The organism is Rhodococcus sp. OK519 (genome assembly GCF_003051005.1).
Taxonomy (GTDB): Bacteria; Actinomycetota; Actinomycetes; order Mycobacteriales; family Mycobacteriaceae; genus Prescottella.
The window spans coordinates 95,780-112,032 of the sequence record NZ_QAOW01000006.1 but is presented as its reverse complement, the minus strand read 5'-3'; the positions used below and the strand labels follow the sequence as shown (position 1 = coordinate 112,032).

The following is a 16,253-nucleotide window of genomic DNA, read 5'->3' as shown; positions in this document are numbered from 1 at the left end:
GCGTGGACCGGACGCTCAGGCCGAGGTCTGGATACCGCTAGGAACAACCCGCCCGGCATATTCGCGCAGCAGGTTGACCAGGCCGACGTCGTCGACCGAGAGTCGCCCGGTGGGGCCGATCGCGGCGAGGCTGCCGACAACGGCCCGCCGGCTGTCGTGGACGGGGACTGCCACCGCGGAGCGACCGACGCGGATCTCGTCGACCTCCCGCGCGGGTTCGCCGCGCCGGATCAGCGACAGCTCGAGTTCCAGTCGGTCCGGGTCGGTGATGGTGCGGGCGGTGACCCGACGCAGCGGTGTCTCGGACCGGTCGAGCCGGTCCGGACGCGACGCCAGCAGTACCTTCCCGATCGCCGACGCGTGCGGCGCGGTCAGCAGGGTGCGTTCGCCGGTGAGTTCGTGATCGGGGTCGCGATCGACGAGACGGACCCGGCCGTCGGCATACGACGCCAGGTACACCCCGTACCGGACCTGCGAGCGGAGTTCTTCGAGGACGACGCCGACGTCGTCGGGTCGGTCCGCGGCGCCCGCCAGTTCGCGGGTACGCCGGCCGAGGGTGAAACCCGACAGGTCGGCGACCCGGACGAGATAACCGTCGGCGACGAGCAGGTTCAGCAGACGGTAGGCGGTGGCCGGGGGGATCCCGGCCAGCGCGGCGATGTCCTTCGCGGATGCGCCGGACCCCAACTGCGCGGCAGCCTCGAGCAGTGCCAGCGCACGCTGGACGGCACGTGGTTCGTTGCCGCCGAGATCCCGGGCACCCGCCATCAGCGGGGGCCCCGGCCGACCAGGATCGTCTGTCCGGTCGCGTCGGCGCCGAACACACCCGCCCCGGGCAGCACGTCCGCGGACTCGGCACTGTCGAAGGCACCCATGCGCAGCAGCGCGTCCGGGCGGCGTCGGCGCAGCCGTGCCCGCCACAGCAGGCCGGAGGACAGCACCGCGGCGACCGCGATCGGCACGACATACGACACGTCGATCACGTTGACGTACAGCAGGTATCCGAGGACGGTGACACCGGCGACGCTGCCGAGGGTGCTGGCCGCGCGGACGCCGGGAGTCTGTTCGCCGATGCGGGTGAGGAACCGCACGGACGCGATCGCGACGATGACGTACGCGACGATCACGGCGCCGCGCACGACCAGACGAAGGTCGCCGAACACGACGCCGGTGCCGAGGATCGCGAACGCCCCCGCACCGAGCACGACCAGGCCGACGACGGCGGTCAGCGCCGCGAACGGGGTCCGGAACGACCGGTGCACCCGGGCGCACCAGCGCGGCAGCGCGCGTTCGATGCCGAGTGAATACACCAGGCGGGAAGCGGCATTCGACGACGCCATCGCGGATGCCAGCCACGAGCAGCAGAGTCCGACGTTGAGCGCGACCACGACGGCCGGACTGACCCCGGTCGACGTGCCGTGCAGGTAGGCGTTGACGAGGGTGTCGCTGCGTCCGCTCCACGCCGCCCATCCGGCGAACACGAACAGTGATCCGCAGATCATCGGCGTGAACAGCACCGTGCGGGTCACGGTCACGAGCGGGCGCTGCGCCTCGGGACCGAAGAACACGGCGCTCTCGAAGCCGGCGAGTGCGAACAGGGCCGCGAGGGCGAGGGCCAGTGTGCCGTGACCCGACGAGGGCGGAACGAGGGCCGTCTGGGACGCACTGTCGCCGAACGCCATCAGGCCGACGATGAAGACGAGCGAGCTCACCTCGATTGTCAGGATCGTCAACGCCGCGAACCGCACACTGCGGAGAAGGCAGCTCAGGATGCCCACCCCGAGTGCGAGATACACAGGAAGGACGGGCGGAGAGAAGCCGGCGAGACCGCACAGTGCGATCACGGCCTGGCCACCGTGGTAGAGCGTCATGACCGCGCTGCCGACGTACTTGACCAGCATCGCGACGGCAACGGTCAGGGCTGCTCGCGTCCCCGATCCGCGGAAGGCGAAGCTGTGCAGGCCGCCTGCCGCGGCCATGCGTCGGGTGAACTGCGAGACGCAGAATGCGATGAGGGTGACCGCGATCGTCGCGACCAGGATCGTCACCATCCCGCCGAGCAGGCGGTCGTGGGTGAGCATGGTGACGGGCAGTACCACCATGGACACCGCCGGCGCGGTGGTGGCGACCGACTGGGCCAGCACCTCGATCCCCGACAGCCGGCGACGGCCGAGTGCCCGCATCGGCGACAGCGCGGGACGCTCGGGTTCGCGTGTCGCGAACGAGCGCGCGATCGCGTCGGTGAGGGCGGACATAGCGCGTGACGCTAGTCCGGCTGTGTAACAACGATATTGCCTGTGTGCTTCCAGTGATCGCTTCCGACTGAGACTGCGCAGCCCCCGGACCGCGGATTTCTCAGTCGGTCCCGCAGAACCGTTTCACCGTCGACAACTTCCCGACCCGAGCGACCTCCAGGATCTGTTCCAACGGATCACCCGGGTCGCCGGGCGGACATTTGGGAGCGTGAAATGGCATTCACACGTAGAACTTTCATGCAGGCACTCGGCGTCACGGGTGGCGCGGGCCTGGCCTACGGGGCGATGTCCTCGATCGGGATGGCTCCGGCCACCGCCGGGGTCCCCAAGCGCTTCCAGTCGCTGTCGGCCGGTGATTTCATCGGCTCGGTCAAGGGCGATCACTCGGTGGTGATCCTCGGCGGCGGACCGGCGGGGCTGTGCGCGGCGTACGAGATGCGCAAGGCCGGCTACAAGGTCACCGTGCTCGAGGCCCGCAATCGTCCCGGTGGCCGCATCTGGTCGGTGCGGGCGGGCACCGAGGAGACGGACCTCAACGGCGAGACACAGAAGTGCACCTTCTCCGAGGGGCACTACTACAACCTCGGCGGAACCCGCATCCCGCAGGGCCATGTGACCCTCGACTACTGCCGCGAACTGGGCGTGGAACTGCAGGTGTTCGGCAACCAGAACGCGAACACGATGGTCAACTACACCGGCAGCCAGCCGCTCGCCGGTCAGTCGGTCACCTACCGTGCCGCCAAGGCCGACACGTTCGGCTACGTCTCCGAACTGCTGCAGAAGGCCACCAACCAGGGCGCGCTCGACGACGTGCTCACCAAGGACGACAAGGACAAGCTCTCCGAATTCCTCAGCAGCTTCGGTGATCTGTCCGACGACGGCCGCTACGTCGGCTCGCCGCGCCGCGGCTACGACACCGAGCCCGGCGCCGGCCTGAACTTCGGCGCGCAGAAGCCGCCGTTCGCCATGAAGGACGTCATCCAGAGCGGTATCGGCCGCAACTTTGCGTTCGACTACGAATACGACCAGGCGGTGACGATGCTCACCCCGGTGGGCGGCATGGACCGCATCTACTACCGCTTCGCCGAGGAGATCGGCGACAGCCTCGTCTACGGCGCCGAGGTCACCGCGATGAAGAACACCTCGGACGGCGTGACGGTCGACTACCGCGTCGGCGGCCGGCACAAGTCCGTCACCGCGGACTACGCGATCTGCACCATCCCGCCACACCTGATCGAGCGACTCGACAACAACCTGCCGTCGGACGTCATCACCGCACTGCGGGCAGCGAAGCCGTCGTCGTCCGGCAAGCTCGGTATCGAGTACTCGCGTCGCTGGTGGGAGATCGAGGATCGCATCTACGGCGGCGCGTCCAACACGGACCGCGACATCTCGCAGATCATGTTCCCGTACGACCACTACAACGCCGATCGCGGCGTGGTGGTGGCCTATTACAGCTCGGGCCGTCGTCAGCTCGGCTTCGAGTCGCTCACGCACCGGCAGCGGCTCGCGAAGGCACTCGCCGAGGGCTCGGAGATCCACGGCGACAAGTACACCCGCGACATCTCGTCGTCCTTCTCGGGTTCGTGGCGGCGCACCAAGTACTCGGAGTCCGCGTGGGCGTCGTGGGCGGGGTCCGGCGATTCGCACGGCGGCATGGCGACCCCCGAGTACACGAAGCTGCTCGAACCTGTCGACCGCGTCTACTTCGCGGGCGACCACCTGTCCAACGCGATCGCCTGGCAGCACGGCGCCTTCACGTCCGCTCGCGACGTCGTCACCAACATTCACCAGCGCGTCGCCCAAGCCGCTTGAGCCCGTTCATCATTAGCCGAGGAGCCACCATGAAATCCGTTCCGCGCAAGACGTTCGCCGCAGTTCTCGCCGGTTCTGCGCTGATCCTGACCGCCACGTCCTGCTCGTCCGACACCGCCGAGGCCGCGCCCGCACCGGAGAGCACCTTCGTCTCGAAGTCCGTCATCGAAGCGGGTGAGTCGAATCCGATGATCGCGCAGGGTGTCGCGATCGGGGGCGGCACGGCCGTCTACAAGACCAGCGGGCTCGGACCGTCGGCGTCCAACAAGGCGGCCCCGGAGGGCACCCCGGAGTCGTACATCGACAGCCAGTTCAGTGGTGGAGTGTTGCCGCCCGGGGTGACGGTCACCGAGGCACAGGGCATCGGCGTACTCAAGAAGATTCGCGACAACCTCGAGGCCCAGGGGCTGACGCTGGAGGACGTGGTGACGATGCGCGTGTTCCTGGACAACGCTCCCGGCACGGAGCGCGCCGACTACGCGGGATGGAACCGCGCCTACCGACAGTTCTTCGCCAACACCAACCTCGACACCGGCGACACCGAACTGGTGCCGATGGGCACGGCCGCGCCGGCGGCCCCGATCGAACGGAACAGCGCCCGCCCCAGCCGTTTCGCGCTCGAGGTCGGAAGCCTCCCGGTCGCAGGCTGGTTGGTGGAGGTCGAGGTGGACGCGGTCTACCCCGACGGTAAGCAGCCGTCCTGATGGGCGCGCTGAGCCCGGGGCACTGGGCGATCGTGGCCGTGGTGATGCTGGTGCTGTTCGGGTCGAAGAAGCTGCCCGACGCGGCCCGCGGCCTGGGGAGATCGCTGCGGATCCTCAAGAGTGAGGTGGGGGAGTTGCAGGCCGACGATCAGTCCGCCGAACTGGGGAAGCCCGAATCGGTGAAACACCTGCCCGCCTAGACCGGAGAGAGCGAAGGCCGCGCAACGCACGAGCGTTGCGCGGCCTTCGACGTCTGTGCCGTCACGGCCGCGGCCAGGGCCGTCCGCTCATTCGCTCGATGTCCGTGTTGAACCGCTCGAGGTAGGCGGCGAAGGCCGCGACATCCTCGGGTGTCCAGTCCTCCATCAGCTTGTCGAGCGCCTCGACGCTCCCCGACCGTTCCGCGTCGAGGAGTGCCTGGCCCTCCTCGGTGATGCGAAACTTGCGGGCCATTCCGCCGTCGGGATCGGGGATGCGTTCGAGGAGTCCGTCGCCGAGCATCGAGGTGGTCTGCCGGTGCAGGGTGGAGGTGTCGAGGCCGAGGGCGTCGCTCAATTGCCCGATCGACAGGGGCCCCTCGATGGCGATGCGGCTGAGCAGGACGTAGGCGCTGCTGTCGAGACGGCCGCCGCTGCGACGGGGGCGCGGGCTGTTGTGGTGCACGTGTCGACCGAGCAGCATGGTCTCGAAGTCGATCAGATGCGTGGGCTTCTCCATGCCGGTCCTCTCACAAGCTGCATCGGTCTTCGATGCCCTCCCATTGTGCCCGGCGAAATCGGACATATCACCCTACCTGGGATTTTGCGCGATACAACTTGATTGCATGATACAAGTTGGTTGTATGCTGCAACTAGTTTGAGTAACGAAATCCGTATGAATCCAGAAGTTGGGAGTCCCGTGGACAGCTCCGCGTCCACCGCCCGTTCGGGCGGCATCGTCACAGTGCTGGCGGTCGCCGGCATCGTGGCGGCACTCATGCAGACCCTGGTGGTGCCGCTGATCGGCGACCTGCCCCGCATTCTCGACACGTCCGCGTCCAACGCGTCGTGGGTCATCACCATCACGCTGCTCGTGGGCGCGGTGGCGACGCCCGTCACCGGACGGCTCGGTGACCTGCTCGGCAAGCGGCGGATGCTGCTGTTCTGCGCATTCCCGCTCGCAGCCGGTTCGGTGCTGTGTGCGCTCGCCGACTCGCTGGCCCCGATGGTCATCGGTCGCGGCCTCCAGGGCCTGGGCATGGGCATGGTTCCGCTGGGCATCAGCGCCCTGCGTGAGCTGGTCCCGCCGGCCAAGCTCGGATCGTCGATCGCCCTGATCAGCGCCACCCTGGGTATCGGCGGTGCGCTCGGTCTGCCGATCTCCGCGGCCGTCACCCAGAACGCCAGCTGGCGTGTGCTCTTCTGGGGATGCGCGGTGCTGAGCGTCGTCATCGGCGTTCTGATCTGGCGTCTCATCCCGGAGACGCCCGCGATGGCGGCCGGGGGCCGATTCGACTTCGTCGGTGCGCTCGGTCTCGGTGTCGGACTCGTGAGCCTGCTGCTCGCGGTGTCGAAGGGTGCCGTCTGGGGTTGGGGCAGCGCGTCGATCCTCGGCCTGTTCGCGGCCGCGGTCATCGTGCTGCTGGCCTGGGGCTGGTGGGAGCTGCGCACCCGCGATCCGCTGGTGAACCTGCGCCTGGCCGCCGGCAAGCAGGTGCTGCTGACCAACGCCGCCTCCGTCGTGGTCGGCTTCTCGATGTACGCGCAGTCGCTGATCATTCCGCAGCTGCTGCAGCTGCCGGAGTCCACCGGCTACGGCCTGGGTCAGTCGATGCTCGCGATGGGCCTGTGGATGCTGCCCGGCGGCTTCGTGATGATGGCCGTCTCACCGCTCGGCGCGAAGCTGTCCGCCGCCCGCGGCCCCAAGGTCACGCTGGTGCTCGGTGCACTGGTCATCGCCCTCGGCTACGGCTCGTCGATGCTGCTCCTCGGGTCGACCTGGGGTCTGCTCGTCGTGGTCTGCATCTCCAACGCCGGCGTGGGCCTGGCCTACGGCTCGATGCCCGCCCTCATCATGGGCGCGGTGCCGCCGTCGGCGACGGGCTCCGCCAACAGCTTCAACACGCTGATGCGTTCGGTCGGCACGTCCTTCGCGGCCGCGGTGGTCGGTGTGGTGCTGGCGCAGATGAGCGTCGAAATCGGCGGCGGTCATACGGTCCCGACCGAGGCCGGCTTCCGTACCGGTCTGCTCATCGGTTGCGGAGTGGCCCTCGTGGCGGCGGCGATCGCGGCGGCCATCCCCGGCCGCAAGCCCGCTCCCGCCGTCGTCGAGGTGGGCGACGCCGAGGTCGCCAAGGTCTGACCAGGGCGTTCGATTCACGGGATCCGGCACTCCGACAAGAAGTTCCGATCCCCGCGAGACAAACGTTCAACAGGTGCTAATGTTCGTCCTGCACTGGCCGCAGCTGTTCATTCGCTGCGGCCAGTAGCTATTTTCGCACCCGGATCCGCAGCCGACCCATGTTTCACGCGAAACGTGAACCCAGTCCGACGACACTGTCGCGGAGCCCGATCCAACGTTCCGCGGTGGCGACGCGTCCGACCAGGTGGGAGGCCCGCACGAGCCGCCGGGTGGGTCGCCGGCGGGCCCGGTCGTAGCGGCCCAGAGCGTCGGGCACGGCGCGTTCGGTGAGCAGTCGGCCCAGCGTGACGGCGTCGACCATGGCCTCGCACGCGCCGCGCCCCAGGTTGGGGGCCATCGAGTGGGCGGCGTCGCCGATCAGCGCGACGTTCCCGCGCACGTATGACGGCAGCGCCGGCGACTCGTACAGGTCATGGTGCAGCACGACGTCGGGGCCGACCTGTTCGAGGATCTTGCGGATGTCCTGGTGCCAGTCGCCGAAGCGGGCACGCAGGAAGTCGAGTCCGCCGGGGGAGTCGGCGGGGGAGCGGACCGCGGCGAACCAGTTCACCAGGCCGCCCTCACGCGGGGTGATGCCGAACAGTCCACCCGGACCCCACGTCTCGGTGACCGACGCGGCCTCGCCCGGAATCCACCCCCGCCAGGCCGTCATCCCGGCGTACGTGGGCCGGTACCGCGCCCCGAACAGGAAGTCGCGGGTGGCGCTGCGGGTGCCGTCGGCCGCGACGACGACGTCGAATTCGGCGAGGGTCGCGAGGTCGGGCGCGGGCTCGGCGAATCGCACGACGTCGGCGGGCATTCCATCGAGCAGGACGCCGAGCAGTGCGGGCCGCGAGATCAGGTAGGCGGTCCGGCGCGTGCTGTCGACCCGTCCGATCACCGATCCGTCGGGTCGCAGGAACGCCGCGCGCCGCTGCAGTGTGCCGAGTTGCCGGACCCCGTCGCCGACGCCGGCGGCATCGAGCGCCGCCATCGCCTGGGGCCACATGCCGAGTGCCGTTCCCGTCGTGGGCGGTCCGGGTGATCGCTCGAAGACCGTGACGTCCCAGCCGTGCCGGATCAGGTGGTTGGCGACCGTGAGTCCGCCGATGCCGCCCCCGAGGATCGCTGCGCAACCAGCCATGTGGGGACGGTACCCGAGGTGGTGTCACGCTTCCGGGTTCGACGATTCGCTGGGTGTTTACAGTTCCGCGCGCACGGCGTCCAATGGATTGAATGCTGATCCGCCGCCCGTGACGGTGAGCGAGGTGAAGGCCCGGGAGTCGAACGGCGAGGAGACGGACGCCGTACTTCGGCGATTCGTCCGCTTGGAGAAGGGAACTCACATGATTGCGCGTACAGCGGCGGTCGTGCTGGCGACAGTGGCAGGCCTGGCTTTCTCGTCGGGTCCGCCGGCGCTGGCCGACTCCGTCACCGACACCATCTCGGTCGGCACCGGTCCGACCGGCATCGATATCGGCGGTGACGGCCGCGCCTACGTGACGAACTCGTACGACGACTCGGTGTCGGTCATCGACACCGGGGTCGCCGCGGTGACCGGCACGATCCCCGTCGGCACGTTCCCGACGGGAGTGGCGGTCGCCCCGCGCGGGGCGCGGGCGTATGTCGTCAACTACGAGAGCAACTCGGTGTCGGTGCTCGACACGGCGGCGGGTGCCGTCACGGCCACGATCCCGGTGGGCGCGGGTCCGGAAGGGGTCGCGGTCACGCCGGACGGAACCCGGGTCTATGTCAGTAACTACGACGGAGGCACCGTGTCGGTGATCGACACGGCGACGGACGTGGTCACCGGCACCATCGGCGTCGGGCGCCTTCCCTCGGAAGTCGCGGTCACGCCGGACGGCGCCCGGCTCTACGTCGCCAACCAGGACAGCGACTCGGTGTCGGTGATCGACACGGCCACCGGCGCGGTCGCTGCGACGGTGCCGGTCGGCGACGCACCGTTCGGGGTGGCGATCACGCCCGACGGCACCCGCGTCCTGGTGACGGCGTGGGACGGCGGCGTGGTGTCGGTGATCGCGACCGCGATCAATACCGTCGTGACTACCGTTCCGGTCGGCCGCAATCCGTTCGGGGTGGCGATCACCCCGGACGGGACTCGGGCGTACGTCACCAACTACGGCGACGACACGGTGTCGGTGATCGGGACGCTCACCAACACCGTCGAGGCCACCGTCCCCGTCGGGGACAGTCCGTCCGAGGTGGCGACCTCACCCGACGGCTCGCGCGTCTTCGTCACCAATTACGACAGCGACTCGGTGTCGGTGATCGGGGTCGGCTGATCGTTGAGAGGTCCTTGGATACGCAACCGCTTTCGACATCTCGGCGACATCCGGTCGCTGCGGCGGCGTAGGAGGATCGTGTCGATGCTGCAATCCATCGCCCCGTCGAGCACGAAACATTCGCCCTAAGCTGTGACGTGCACTGCATTTTCCCAGGAAACGCGAGTGAAACCACAGGTCACGGGGTGGAGAGGGGATCCTTGCTTGCGCTTCTCCCCGGGGAGTGAATTAACCTTTTCTCAACACAGTGGACTCATAACCACCTGAACTGCCCCGAGCAACGTCGCCGGGGCGAAGGTCAGTCCCCGTGCCGAGGCTCAATGAGGAGCCCTTCTCGGTCGGTGCCGCACAGTGTCGTGCAGGTACATGCTCTGCAGTTGTATGACCATCAGCGCTGCTGGTCGTCGGTGCATTTACGCATACGAAGGCAGTAGGTATGAAGCATCTTCCCGGGCCCCAGGGGCTCTACCACCCGGCGAACGAGCACGACGCGTGCGGCGTTGCGTTCGTCGTCGACATGCATGGTCGTCGCAGTCGGGACATCGTCGAGAAGGCGATCACCGCGCTCGTCAACCTCGAGCACCGCGGTGCCGCGGGCTCCGAGCCCAACACGGGTGACGGCGCCGGCATCCTGCTCCAGGTCCCGGACCGCTTCCTGCGTGCCGTCGTCGATTTCGCGCTGCCCGCCGAGGGCGCGTACGCGACCGGCATGGCATTCCTCCCGCAGGGCGATGCCGCCGCCGAGGAGGCTGCCGCGGGCGTCGAGAAGATCGTTGCCGAGGAGGGCCTGACGGTTCTCGGCTGGCGTGCGGTTCCCACCGACGATTCGTCGCTCGGTTCGCTGGCGCAGGCCGCGATGCCGACGTTCCGCCAGGTGTTCATCGGTTCGGCCGGTGACGCCGTCACCGGCATGGATCTCGAGCGCCGCGCGTACGTCATCCGCAAGCGCGTCGAGCACGAGCTCGGCGACGGCGGTGCCGGCGAGGACGGTCCCGGCCGCGAGTCGGTGTACTTCCCGAGCCTGTCCGGCCAGACGTTCGTCTACAAGGGCATGCTGACCACCCCGCAGCTCAAGGGTTTCTACCTCGACCTGCAGGACGACCGGCTCGAGAGCTCGCTGGGCCTGGTGCACTCGCGCTTCTCCACCAACACGTTCCCGTCGTGGCCGCTGGCGCATCCGTTCCGCCGCGTCGCGCACAACGGTGAGATCAACACCGTCAGCGGCAACGAGAACTGGATGCGGGCCCGCGAGGCGCTCATCAAGTCCGACGTGTTCGCGTCAGGGGAGGCTGGGCCCGGCAAGGACCAGCGCAGCGCGCTCGACAAGATCTTCCCGATCTGCACCCCCGGCGCGTCGGACACGGCCCGCTTCGACGAGGTGCTCGAGCTGCTGCACCTCGGTGGCCGCAGCCTGCCGCACGCCGTGCTGATGATGATCCCGGAAGCCTGGGAGCGTCACGAGAGCATGGACCCGGCCCGCAAGGCGTTCTACCAGTACCACTCGGCGCTCATGGAGCCGTGGGACGGCCCGGCGTCGGTGTGCTTCACCGACGGAACCGTCGTCGGCGCCGTGCTCGACCGCAACGGCCTGCGTCCGTCGCGCGTGTGGGTCACCGACGACGGCCTCGTCGTCATGGCGTCCGAGGTCGGTGTCCTGGACATCGCTCCGGAGAAGATCGTGCGCAAGATGCGCCTGCAGCCGGGCCGCATGTTCCTGGTCGACACCGCGCAGGGCCGCATCATCTCGGACGACGAGATCAAGTCGGAGCTCGCCGCAGAGCACCCGTACCAGCAGTGGATCGACGAGGGTCTCGTCCAGATCGGTGACCTGCCGGAGAGCAAGTACACGTACATGACCCACGACCGGGTCGTGCTGCGCCAGCAGATCTTCGGGTACACCAACGAAGAGGTGAACCTCCTCGTCAAGCCGATGGCGCTCACCGGTGGTGAGGCGCTCGGTTCGATGGGCACCGACACTCCGATCGCAGTGCTGTCGGCCCGCCCGCGGATGCTGTTCGACTACTTCCAGCAGCTGTTCGCGCAGGTGACCAACCCGCCGCTCGACGCGATCCGCGAGGAGATCGTCACGAGCCTCGGCGGCACCATCGGACCCGAGTCCGATCTGCTGAACCCGTCGGCCGCGTCGTGCCGCCAGATCGCGCTGCCGTCGCCGATCCTGCACAACGACGACCTGTCGAAGCTGATCCACCTCAACGACAACGCCACGTTCCCGCACTTCCGGAGTGTCGTCGTCCGCGGCGTGTACCCGGTCGCGCAGGGCGGAAAGGGTCTGCGCAAGGCCCTGGACACGGTGCGCGACAAGGTTTCCGAGGCCATCGCCGGCGGTGCCCGCATCATCGTGCTGTCGGACCGCGAGTCCAACGAGAAGTACGCGCCGATCCCGTCGCTGCTGCTCACCTCTGCGGTGCACCAGCACCTGGTGCGCGAGAAGACCCGCACCAAGGTCGGTCTCATCGTCGAGTCCGGCGACGCCCGCGAGGTCCACCACATGGCGGCGCTGCTCGGCTGCGGTGCCGCGGCCGTCAACCCGTACATGGCGTTCGAGACCATCGACGAGCTGCTGCAGAGCAACCAGCTGCCGGGGATGACCCTCGACACGGCCGTCGCGAATTACATCAAGGGCGCCGGCAAGGGCGTGCTGAAGGTGATGTCGAAGATGGGCATCTCGACGCTCGCGTCGTACACCGGTGCTCAGCTGTTCCAGGTGATCGGCCTGTCGCAGGAGCTCGTCGACGAGTACTTCACCGGTCTGCACTCCAACCTGGACGGCATCGGCCTGGACGAGATCGCAGCGGATGTCGCTGCGCGCCATGCCAATGCGTACCTGGATCGTCCGGAGCTGCGAGCGCACCGCGAGCTCGAGGTGGGCGGCGAGTACCAGTGGCGTCGTGAGGGTGAGTACCACCTGTTCAACCCGGACACGGTGTTCAAGCTGCAGCACGCCACCAAGACCGGCCAGTACGAGGTCTTCAAGGAGTACACCAAGCTCGTCGACGATCAGTCGGAGCGACTGGCGTCGCTGCGTGGCCTGTTCAAGTTCAAGACCGGACTGCGCGAGCCCATCTCGATCGACGAGGTGGAGTCGGCGGAGTCGATCGTCAAGCGGTTCTCGACCGGCGCGATGAGCTACGGCTCGATCTCGGCCGAGGCGCACGAGACCCTCGCGATCGCGATGAACCGTCTCGGCGGCCGCTCGAATTCCGGTGAGGGCGGAGAGCATCCGTCGCGTTTCACCCCGGACGAGAACGGCGACTGGCGTCGGTCGGCGATCAAGCAGGTCGCGTCGGGTCGCTTCGGTGTCACGTCGCACTACCTGAGCAACTGCACCGACATCCAGATCAAGATGGCGCAGGGTGCCAAGCCCGGTGAGGGTGGCCAGCTGCCGCCGCACAAGGTGTACCCGTGGGTTGCCGAGGTGCGTGGCTCCACCCCCGGCGTCGGCCTCATCTCGCCGCCGCCGCACCACGACATCTACTCGATCGAGGATCTGGCCCAGCTGATCCACGACCTGAAGAACGCGAACCCGCAGGCGCGGATTCACGTGAAGTTGGTCTCGGAGATCGGTGTCGGCACCGTCGCCGCGGGTGTCTCGAAGGCGCACGCCGACGTCGTCCTGATCTCGGGTCACGACGGTGGCACGGGCGCGTCGCCTCTGACGTCGCTCAAGCACGCGGGCGCTCCGTGGGAGCTCGGCCTGGCCGAGACTCAGCAGACGCTGCTGCTCAACGGTCTGCGTGACCGCATCGTGGTCCAGGTCGACGGTCAGATGAAGACCGGCCGCGACGTCGTCATCGCGACGCTGCTCGGCGGCGAGGAGTTCGGTTTCGCAACCGCGCCGCTGGTGGTCTCGGGCTGCATCATGATGCGCGTGTGCCACCTCGACACCTGCCCGGTGGGTGTCGCGACGCAGAACCCGGTGCTGCGCAAGCGTTTCGCAGGCAAGCCCGAGTTCGTCGAGAACTTCTTCATGTTCATCGCCGAAGAGGTGCGCGAGCTGCTCGCCGAGCTGGGCTTCCGCACCCTGCAGGAGGCGGTCGGCCAGGTCGAGGCACTCGATACCACCGCGGCACTCGAGCACTGGAAGGCGTCCAAGCTGGACCTGTCGCCGATCCTGCACAAGGTCGAGTCCACGTTCGTGGACCAGGACCTGTACTGCTCGGGAACGCAGGAGCACGGCCTGGAGAAGGCACTCGACCAGCAGTTGATCGAGCAGGCACGTCCGGCGCTCGACAAGGGTGAGGCCGTCGCATTCGCGTCGGAGATCACCAACGTCAACCGGACGGTCGGCACCATGCTCGGCCACGAGGTGACCAAGACCTACGGTGCCGAAGGCCTGGCGGACAACACGATCGACATCACCTTCACGGGTTCGGCCGGAAACAGCTTCGGCGCGTTCGTGCCCAAGGGCATGACGCTTCGACTGCACGGCGACGCCAACGACTTCGTCGGCAAGGGCCTGTCCGGTGGACGCATCGTCGTCCGCCCGCCGTTGAAGACGTCCGCGGGCTTCGTACCCGAGGACAACATCATCGGCGGCAACGTGATCCTGTTCGGTGCCACCACGGGTGAGGCTCTCCTCCGCGGCATCGTCGGCGAGCGTTTCGCAGTCCGCAACTCCGGCGCCACCGCTGTCGTCGAAGGTGTGGGCGACCACGCGTGCGAGTACATGACCGGCGGCAAGGTGGTCATCCTCGGCAAGACCGGACGCAACTTCGGCGCCGGCATGTCCGGTGGTGTCGCGTACATCTTCAATCCGGACCGTGATTTCGGGACCAACCTCAACACCGAGTTGGTCGATCTCGAGGACCTCAGCGTCGAGGATCTCGGGTGGCTGCACGGCGCCATCGAGCGTCACCGTGACGAGACCGGATCCGAGGTTGCGGCTCGGATCCTCGCCGACTGGTCGCACCAGAAGGCACATTTCGCGAAGGTCATGCCGCGCGACTACAAGAAGGTCCTCGTCGCTATCGAGACCGCGAAGAAGAACGGAACGAACGTGGACGACGCAATCATGGAGGCAGCTCGTGGGTGATCCGAACGGCTTCCTGAAGCACACGTCGCGCGAGCTGCCCATCCGCCGTCCGGTGCCGCTGCGCCTGATGGACTGGAAAGAGGTCTACGAGGACTTCAAGCCCGAAACCCTCAAGGCCCAGGCCAGCCGGTGCATGGACTGCGGTATCCCGTTCTGCCACAACGGCTGCCCGCTCGGGAACTTGATTCCCGAGTGGAACGACCTGATCCACAAGGATCGGTGGCGCGAGGGCATCGACCGGCTGCACGCGACCAACAACTTCCCGGAGTTCACCGGCCGGCTGTGCCCGGCGCCGTGTGAGGCGTCGTGCGTGCTCGGCATCAACCAGGACGCGGTGACCATCAAGCAGGTCGAGGTCGAGATCATCGATCGCGCCTTCGACGAGGGTTGGGTCCAGCCGGTGCGCGCGTCGCACATCACCGGCAAGAAGATTGCGATCGTCGGCTCCGGCCCCGCGGGTCTGGCTGCCGCACAGCAGCTCACGCGTGCCGGCCACTCGGTGACGGTGTTCGAGCGCGACGACCGCATCGGCGGCCTGCTGCGCTACGGCATCCCCGAGTTCAAGATGGAGAAGCGCCACATCGACCGTCGTCTGGCGCAGATGGAGGCCGAGGGCACGGTGTTCCGCACCGGCGTCAACGTCGGTGTCGACATCACCGCCGAGCAGCTGCGCGAGCAGTTCGACGCGGTCGTCCTCGCGGGCGGTGCCACCGAGGCGCGCGACCTGGCGATTCCGGGCCGCGAGCTCGACGGAATCCATCAGGCGATGGAGTTCCTGCCGATCGCGAACCGCGTGCAGCTGGGCGATATGGCCGAGCCGACCATCACGGCGGCGGGCAAGAAGGTCGTCATCATCGGCGGCGGCGACACCGGTGCCGACTGCCTCGGCACCAGCCACCGCCAGGGCGCCGAGAGCGTGCATCAGTTCGAGATCATGCCGCGTCCGCCGGAGCAGCGCGCCGAGCAGACCCCGTGGCCGACGTACCCGCTGATGTACCGCGTGTCGTCCGCCCACGAGGAGGGTGGCGAGCGCGTGTTCTCGGTCAACACCGAGGAGTTCGTCGGGCGCGAGGAGAATGGCCGGCAGGTCGTCGCTGCTCTCAAGGCGCACGAGGTCGCGATGGTGGGCGGCCGCTTCGAGAAGGTCGAGGGCTCGGACTTCGAGCTCGAGGCCGACATCGTGTTCCTCGCGATGGGCTTCGTCGGACCCGAGAAGCCGGGTCTGCTCACCGACCTGGGTGTCGATCTCAACGAACGCGGCAACGTCGCCCGCTCGTCGGAGTGGGCCACCAACGTCGACGGCGTATTCGTGGCCGGCGACATGGGCCGCGGCCAGTCGCTCATCGTGTGGGCCATCGCGGAGGGCCGTTCCTGTGCGGCCGCCGTCGACTCGTTCCTCGAGGGCTCGACCGCACTGCCGACGCCGATCAGCACCACCACCGCGCCACAGCGCTGAGCGATCCGGCGGGGATCAACGTCGCTCCCCGCCGATCGCTCTTCACGACTCGAAGGCCCCGTTCCACGCATCGCCTCGCGTGGGACGGGGCCTTCGTCCCTTTCGAGGGCGCTTTCTGGACGATTGACCAGAAAATCTGGACGTTCGACCAGAAAACGCTTCTGCAACGATCCTGCAACGGCTATGGTCCGCCTCATGTGATGCATGACACATAACCGCCAAGTCGGGGAGGCGGACTAACCCGAGGAGGAGCAGTGTTTTCGTCAACCCTTCGTAGAGTTGCTGCAC

Annotated in this window: 11 protein-coding genes; 7 read left to right on the top strand and 4 right to left on the bottom strand. The window is 67.8% G+C overall.

Translation table 11 applies throughout. The features are described from left to right. Window positions 1-15: 15 nt before the first annotated feature. Both C8K36_RS16625 and C8K36_RS16620 read right to left on the bottom strand, forming a co-directional pair. On the bottom strand, window positions 16-768 hold the full coding sequence (locus C8K36_RS16625) for an IclR family transcriptional regulator (RefSeq protein WP_107985629.1): 753 nt from the start codon (window positions 766-768) through the stop codon (window positions 16-18). Then, on the bottom strand, window positions 768-2,255 hold the full coding sequence (locus tag C8K36_RS16620; protein ID WP_107985628.1) for an APC family permease: 1,488 nt from the start codon (window positions 2,253-2,255) through the stop codon (window positions 768-770). Before C8K36_RS16620 ends, C8K36_RS16625 begins: the two co-directional genes overlap by 1 nt. 237 nt (window positions 2,256-2,492) lie before the next feature. Here C8K36_RS16620 and C8K36_RS16615 point away from each other — a divergent pair, with 237 nt between their 5' ends. From C8K36_RS16615 to tatA, 3 genes are read left to right on the top strand one after another with little or no spacing between them, the layout of a single operon-like run. Further along, window positions 2,493-4,070, top strand: a complete 1,578-nt coding sequence (locus C8K36_RS16615) for a flavin monoamine oxidase family protein (protein WP_107985627.1) — start codon at window positions 2,493-2,495, stop codon at window positions 4,068-4,070. A 29-nt stretch (window positions 4,071-4,099) separates the two neighbouring features. Further along, window positions 4,100-4,774 (top strand): Rid family hydrolase, encoded by a 675-nt coding sequence (locus tag C8K36_RS16610; protein ID WP_107985626.1) that lies wholly within the window; start codon window positions 4,100-4,102, stop codon window positions 4,772-4,774. Then, complete coding sequence (gene tatA, locus C8K36_RS16605; RefSeq protein WP_107985625.1) at window positions 4,774-4,974, top strand: Sec-independent protein translocase subunit TatA; 201 nt, start codon at window positions 4,774-4,776, stop codon at window positions 4,972-4,974. Before C8K36_RS16610 ends, tatA begins: the two co-directional genes overlap by 1 nt. A gap of 61 nt (window positions 4,975-5,035) precedes the next feature. On the opposite strand, the gene C8K36_RS16600 is transcribed toward tatA, so the two are convergent. Further along, window positions 5,036-5,491 (bottom strand): MarR family winged helix-turn-helix transcriptional regulator, encoded by a 456-nt coding sequence (locus C8K36_RS16600; RefSeq protein WP_107985624.1) that lies wholly within the window; start codon window positions 5,489-5,491, stop codon window positions 5,036-5,038. Window positions 5,492-5,647: 156 nt separating this feature from the next. On the opposite strand from C8K36_RS16600, the gene C8K36_RS16595 reads away from it, so the two are divergent. Beyond that, entirely contained in the window at window positions 5,648-7,114 is a 1,467-nt protein-coding gene (locus tag C8K36_RS16595) for an MFS transporter (RefSeq protein WP_181319606.1), read from the top strand. 163 nt (window positions 7,115-7,277) lie between these two features. Here C8K36_RS16595 and C8K36_RS16590 read toward each other — a convergent pair whose 3' ends face one another. After that, on the bottom strand, window positions 7,278-8,297 hold the full coding sequence (locus C8K36_RS16590) for an FAD-dependent oxidoreductase (protein ID WP_107985622.1): 1,020 nt from the start codon (window positions 8,295-8,297) through the stop codon (window positions 7,278-7,280). Window positions 8,298-8,499: 202 nt separating this feature from the next. Between C8K36_RS16590 and C8K36_RS16585 the strand changes: the two genes are divergently transcribed. The 3 genes from C8K36_RS16585 (at window position 8,500) to C8K36_RS16575 (ending at window position 15,965) form a co-directional block, all read left to right on the top strand. Further along, the gene (locus C8K36_RS16585; RefSeq protein WP_107985786.1) at window positions 8,500-9,456 is read left to right on the top strand and encodes a beta-propeller fold lactonase family protein; all 957 of its coding nucleotides are present in this window, start codon (window positions 8,500-8,502) and stop codon (window positions 9,454-9,456) included. A gap of 436 nt (window positions 9,457-9,892) precedes the next feature. Further along, window positions 9,893-14,509, top strand: a complete 4,617-nt coding sequence (gltB, locus tag C8K36_RS16580; RefSeq protein WP_107985621.1) for a glutamate synthase large subunit — start codon at window positions 9,893-9,895, stop codon at window positions 14,507-14,509. Then, window positions 14,502-15,965 (top strand): glutamate synthase subunit beta, encoded by a 1,464-nt coding sequence (locus C8K36_RS16575; RefSeq protein ID WP_107985620.1) that lies wholly within the window; start codon window positions 14,502-14,504, stop codon window positions 15,963-15,965. The genes gltB and C8K36_RS16575 overlap by 8 nt, the downstream gene beginning before the upstream one ends. The last annotated feature ends 288 nt before the right edge of the window (window positions 15,966-16,253 follow it).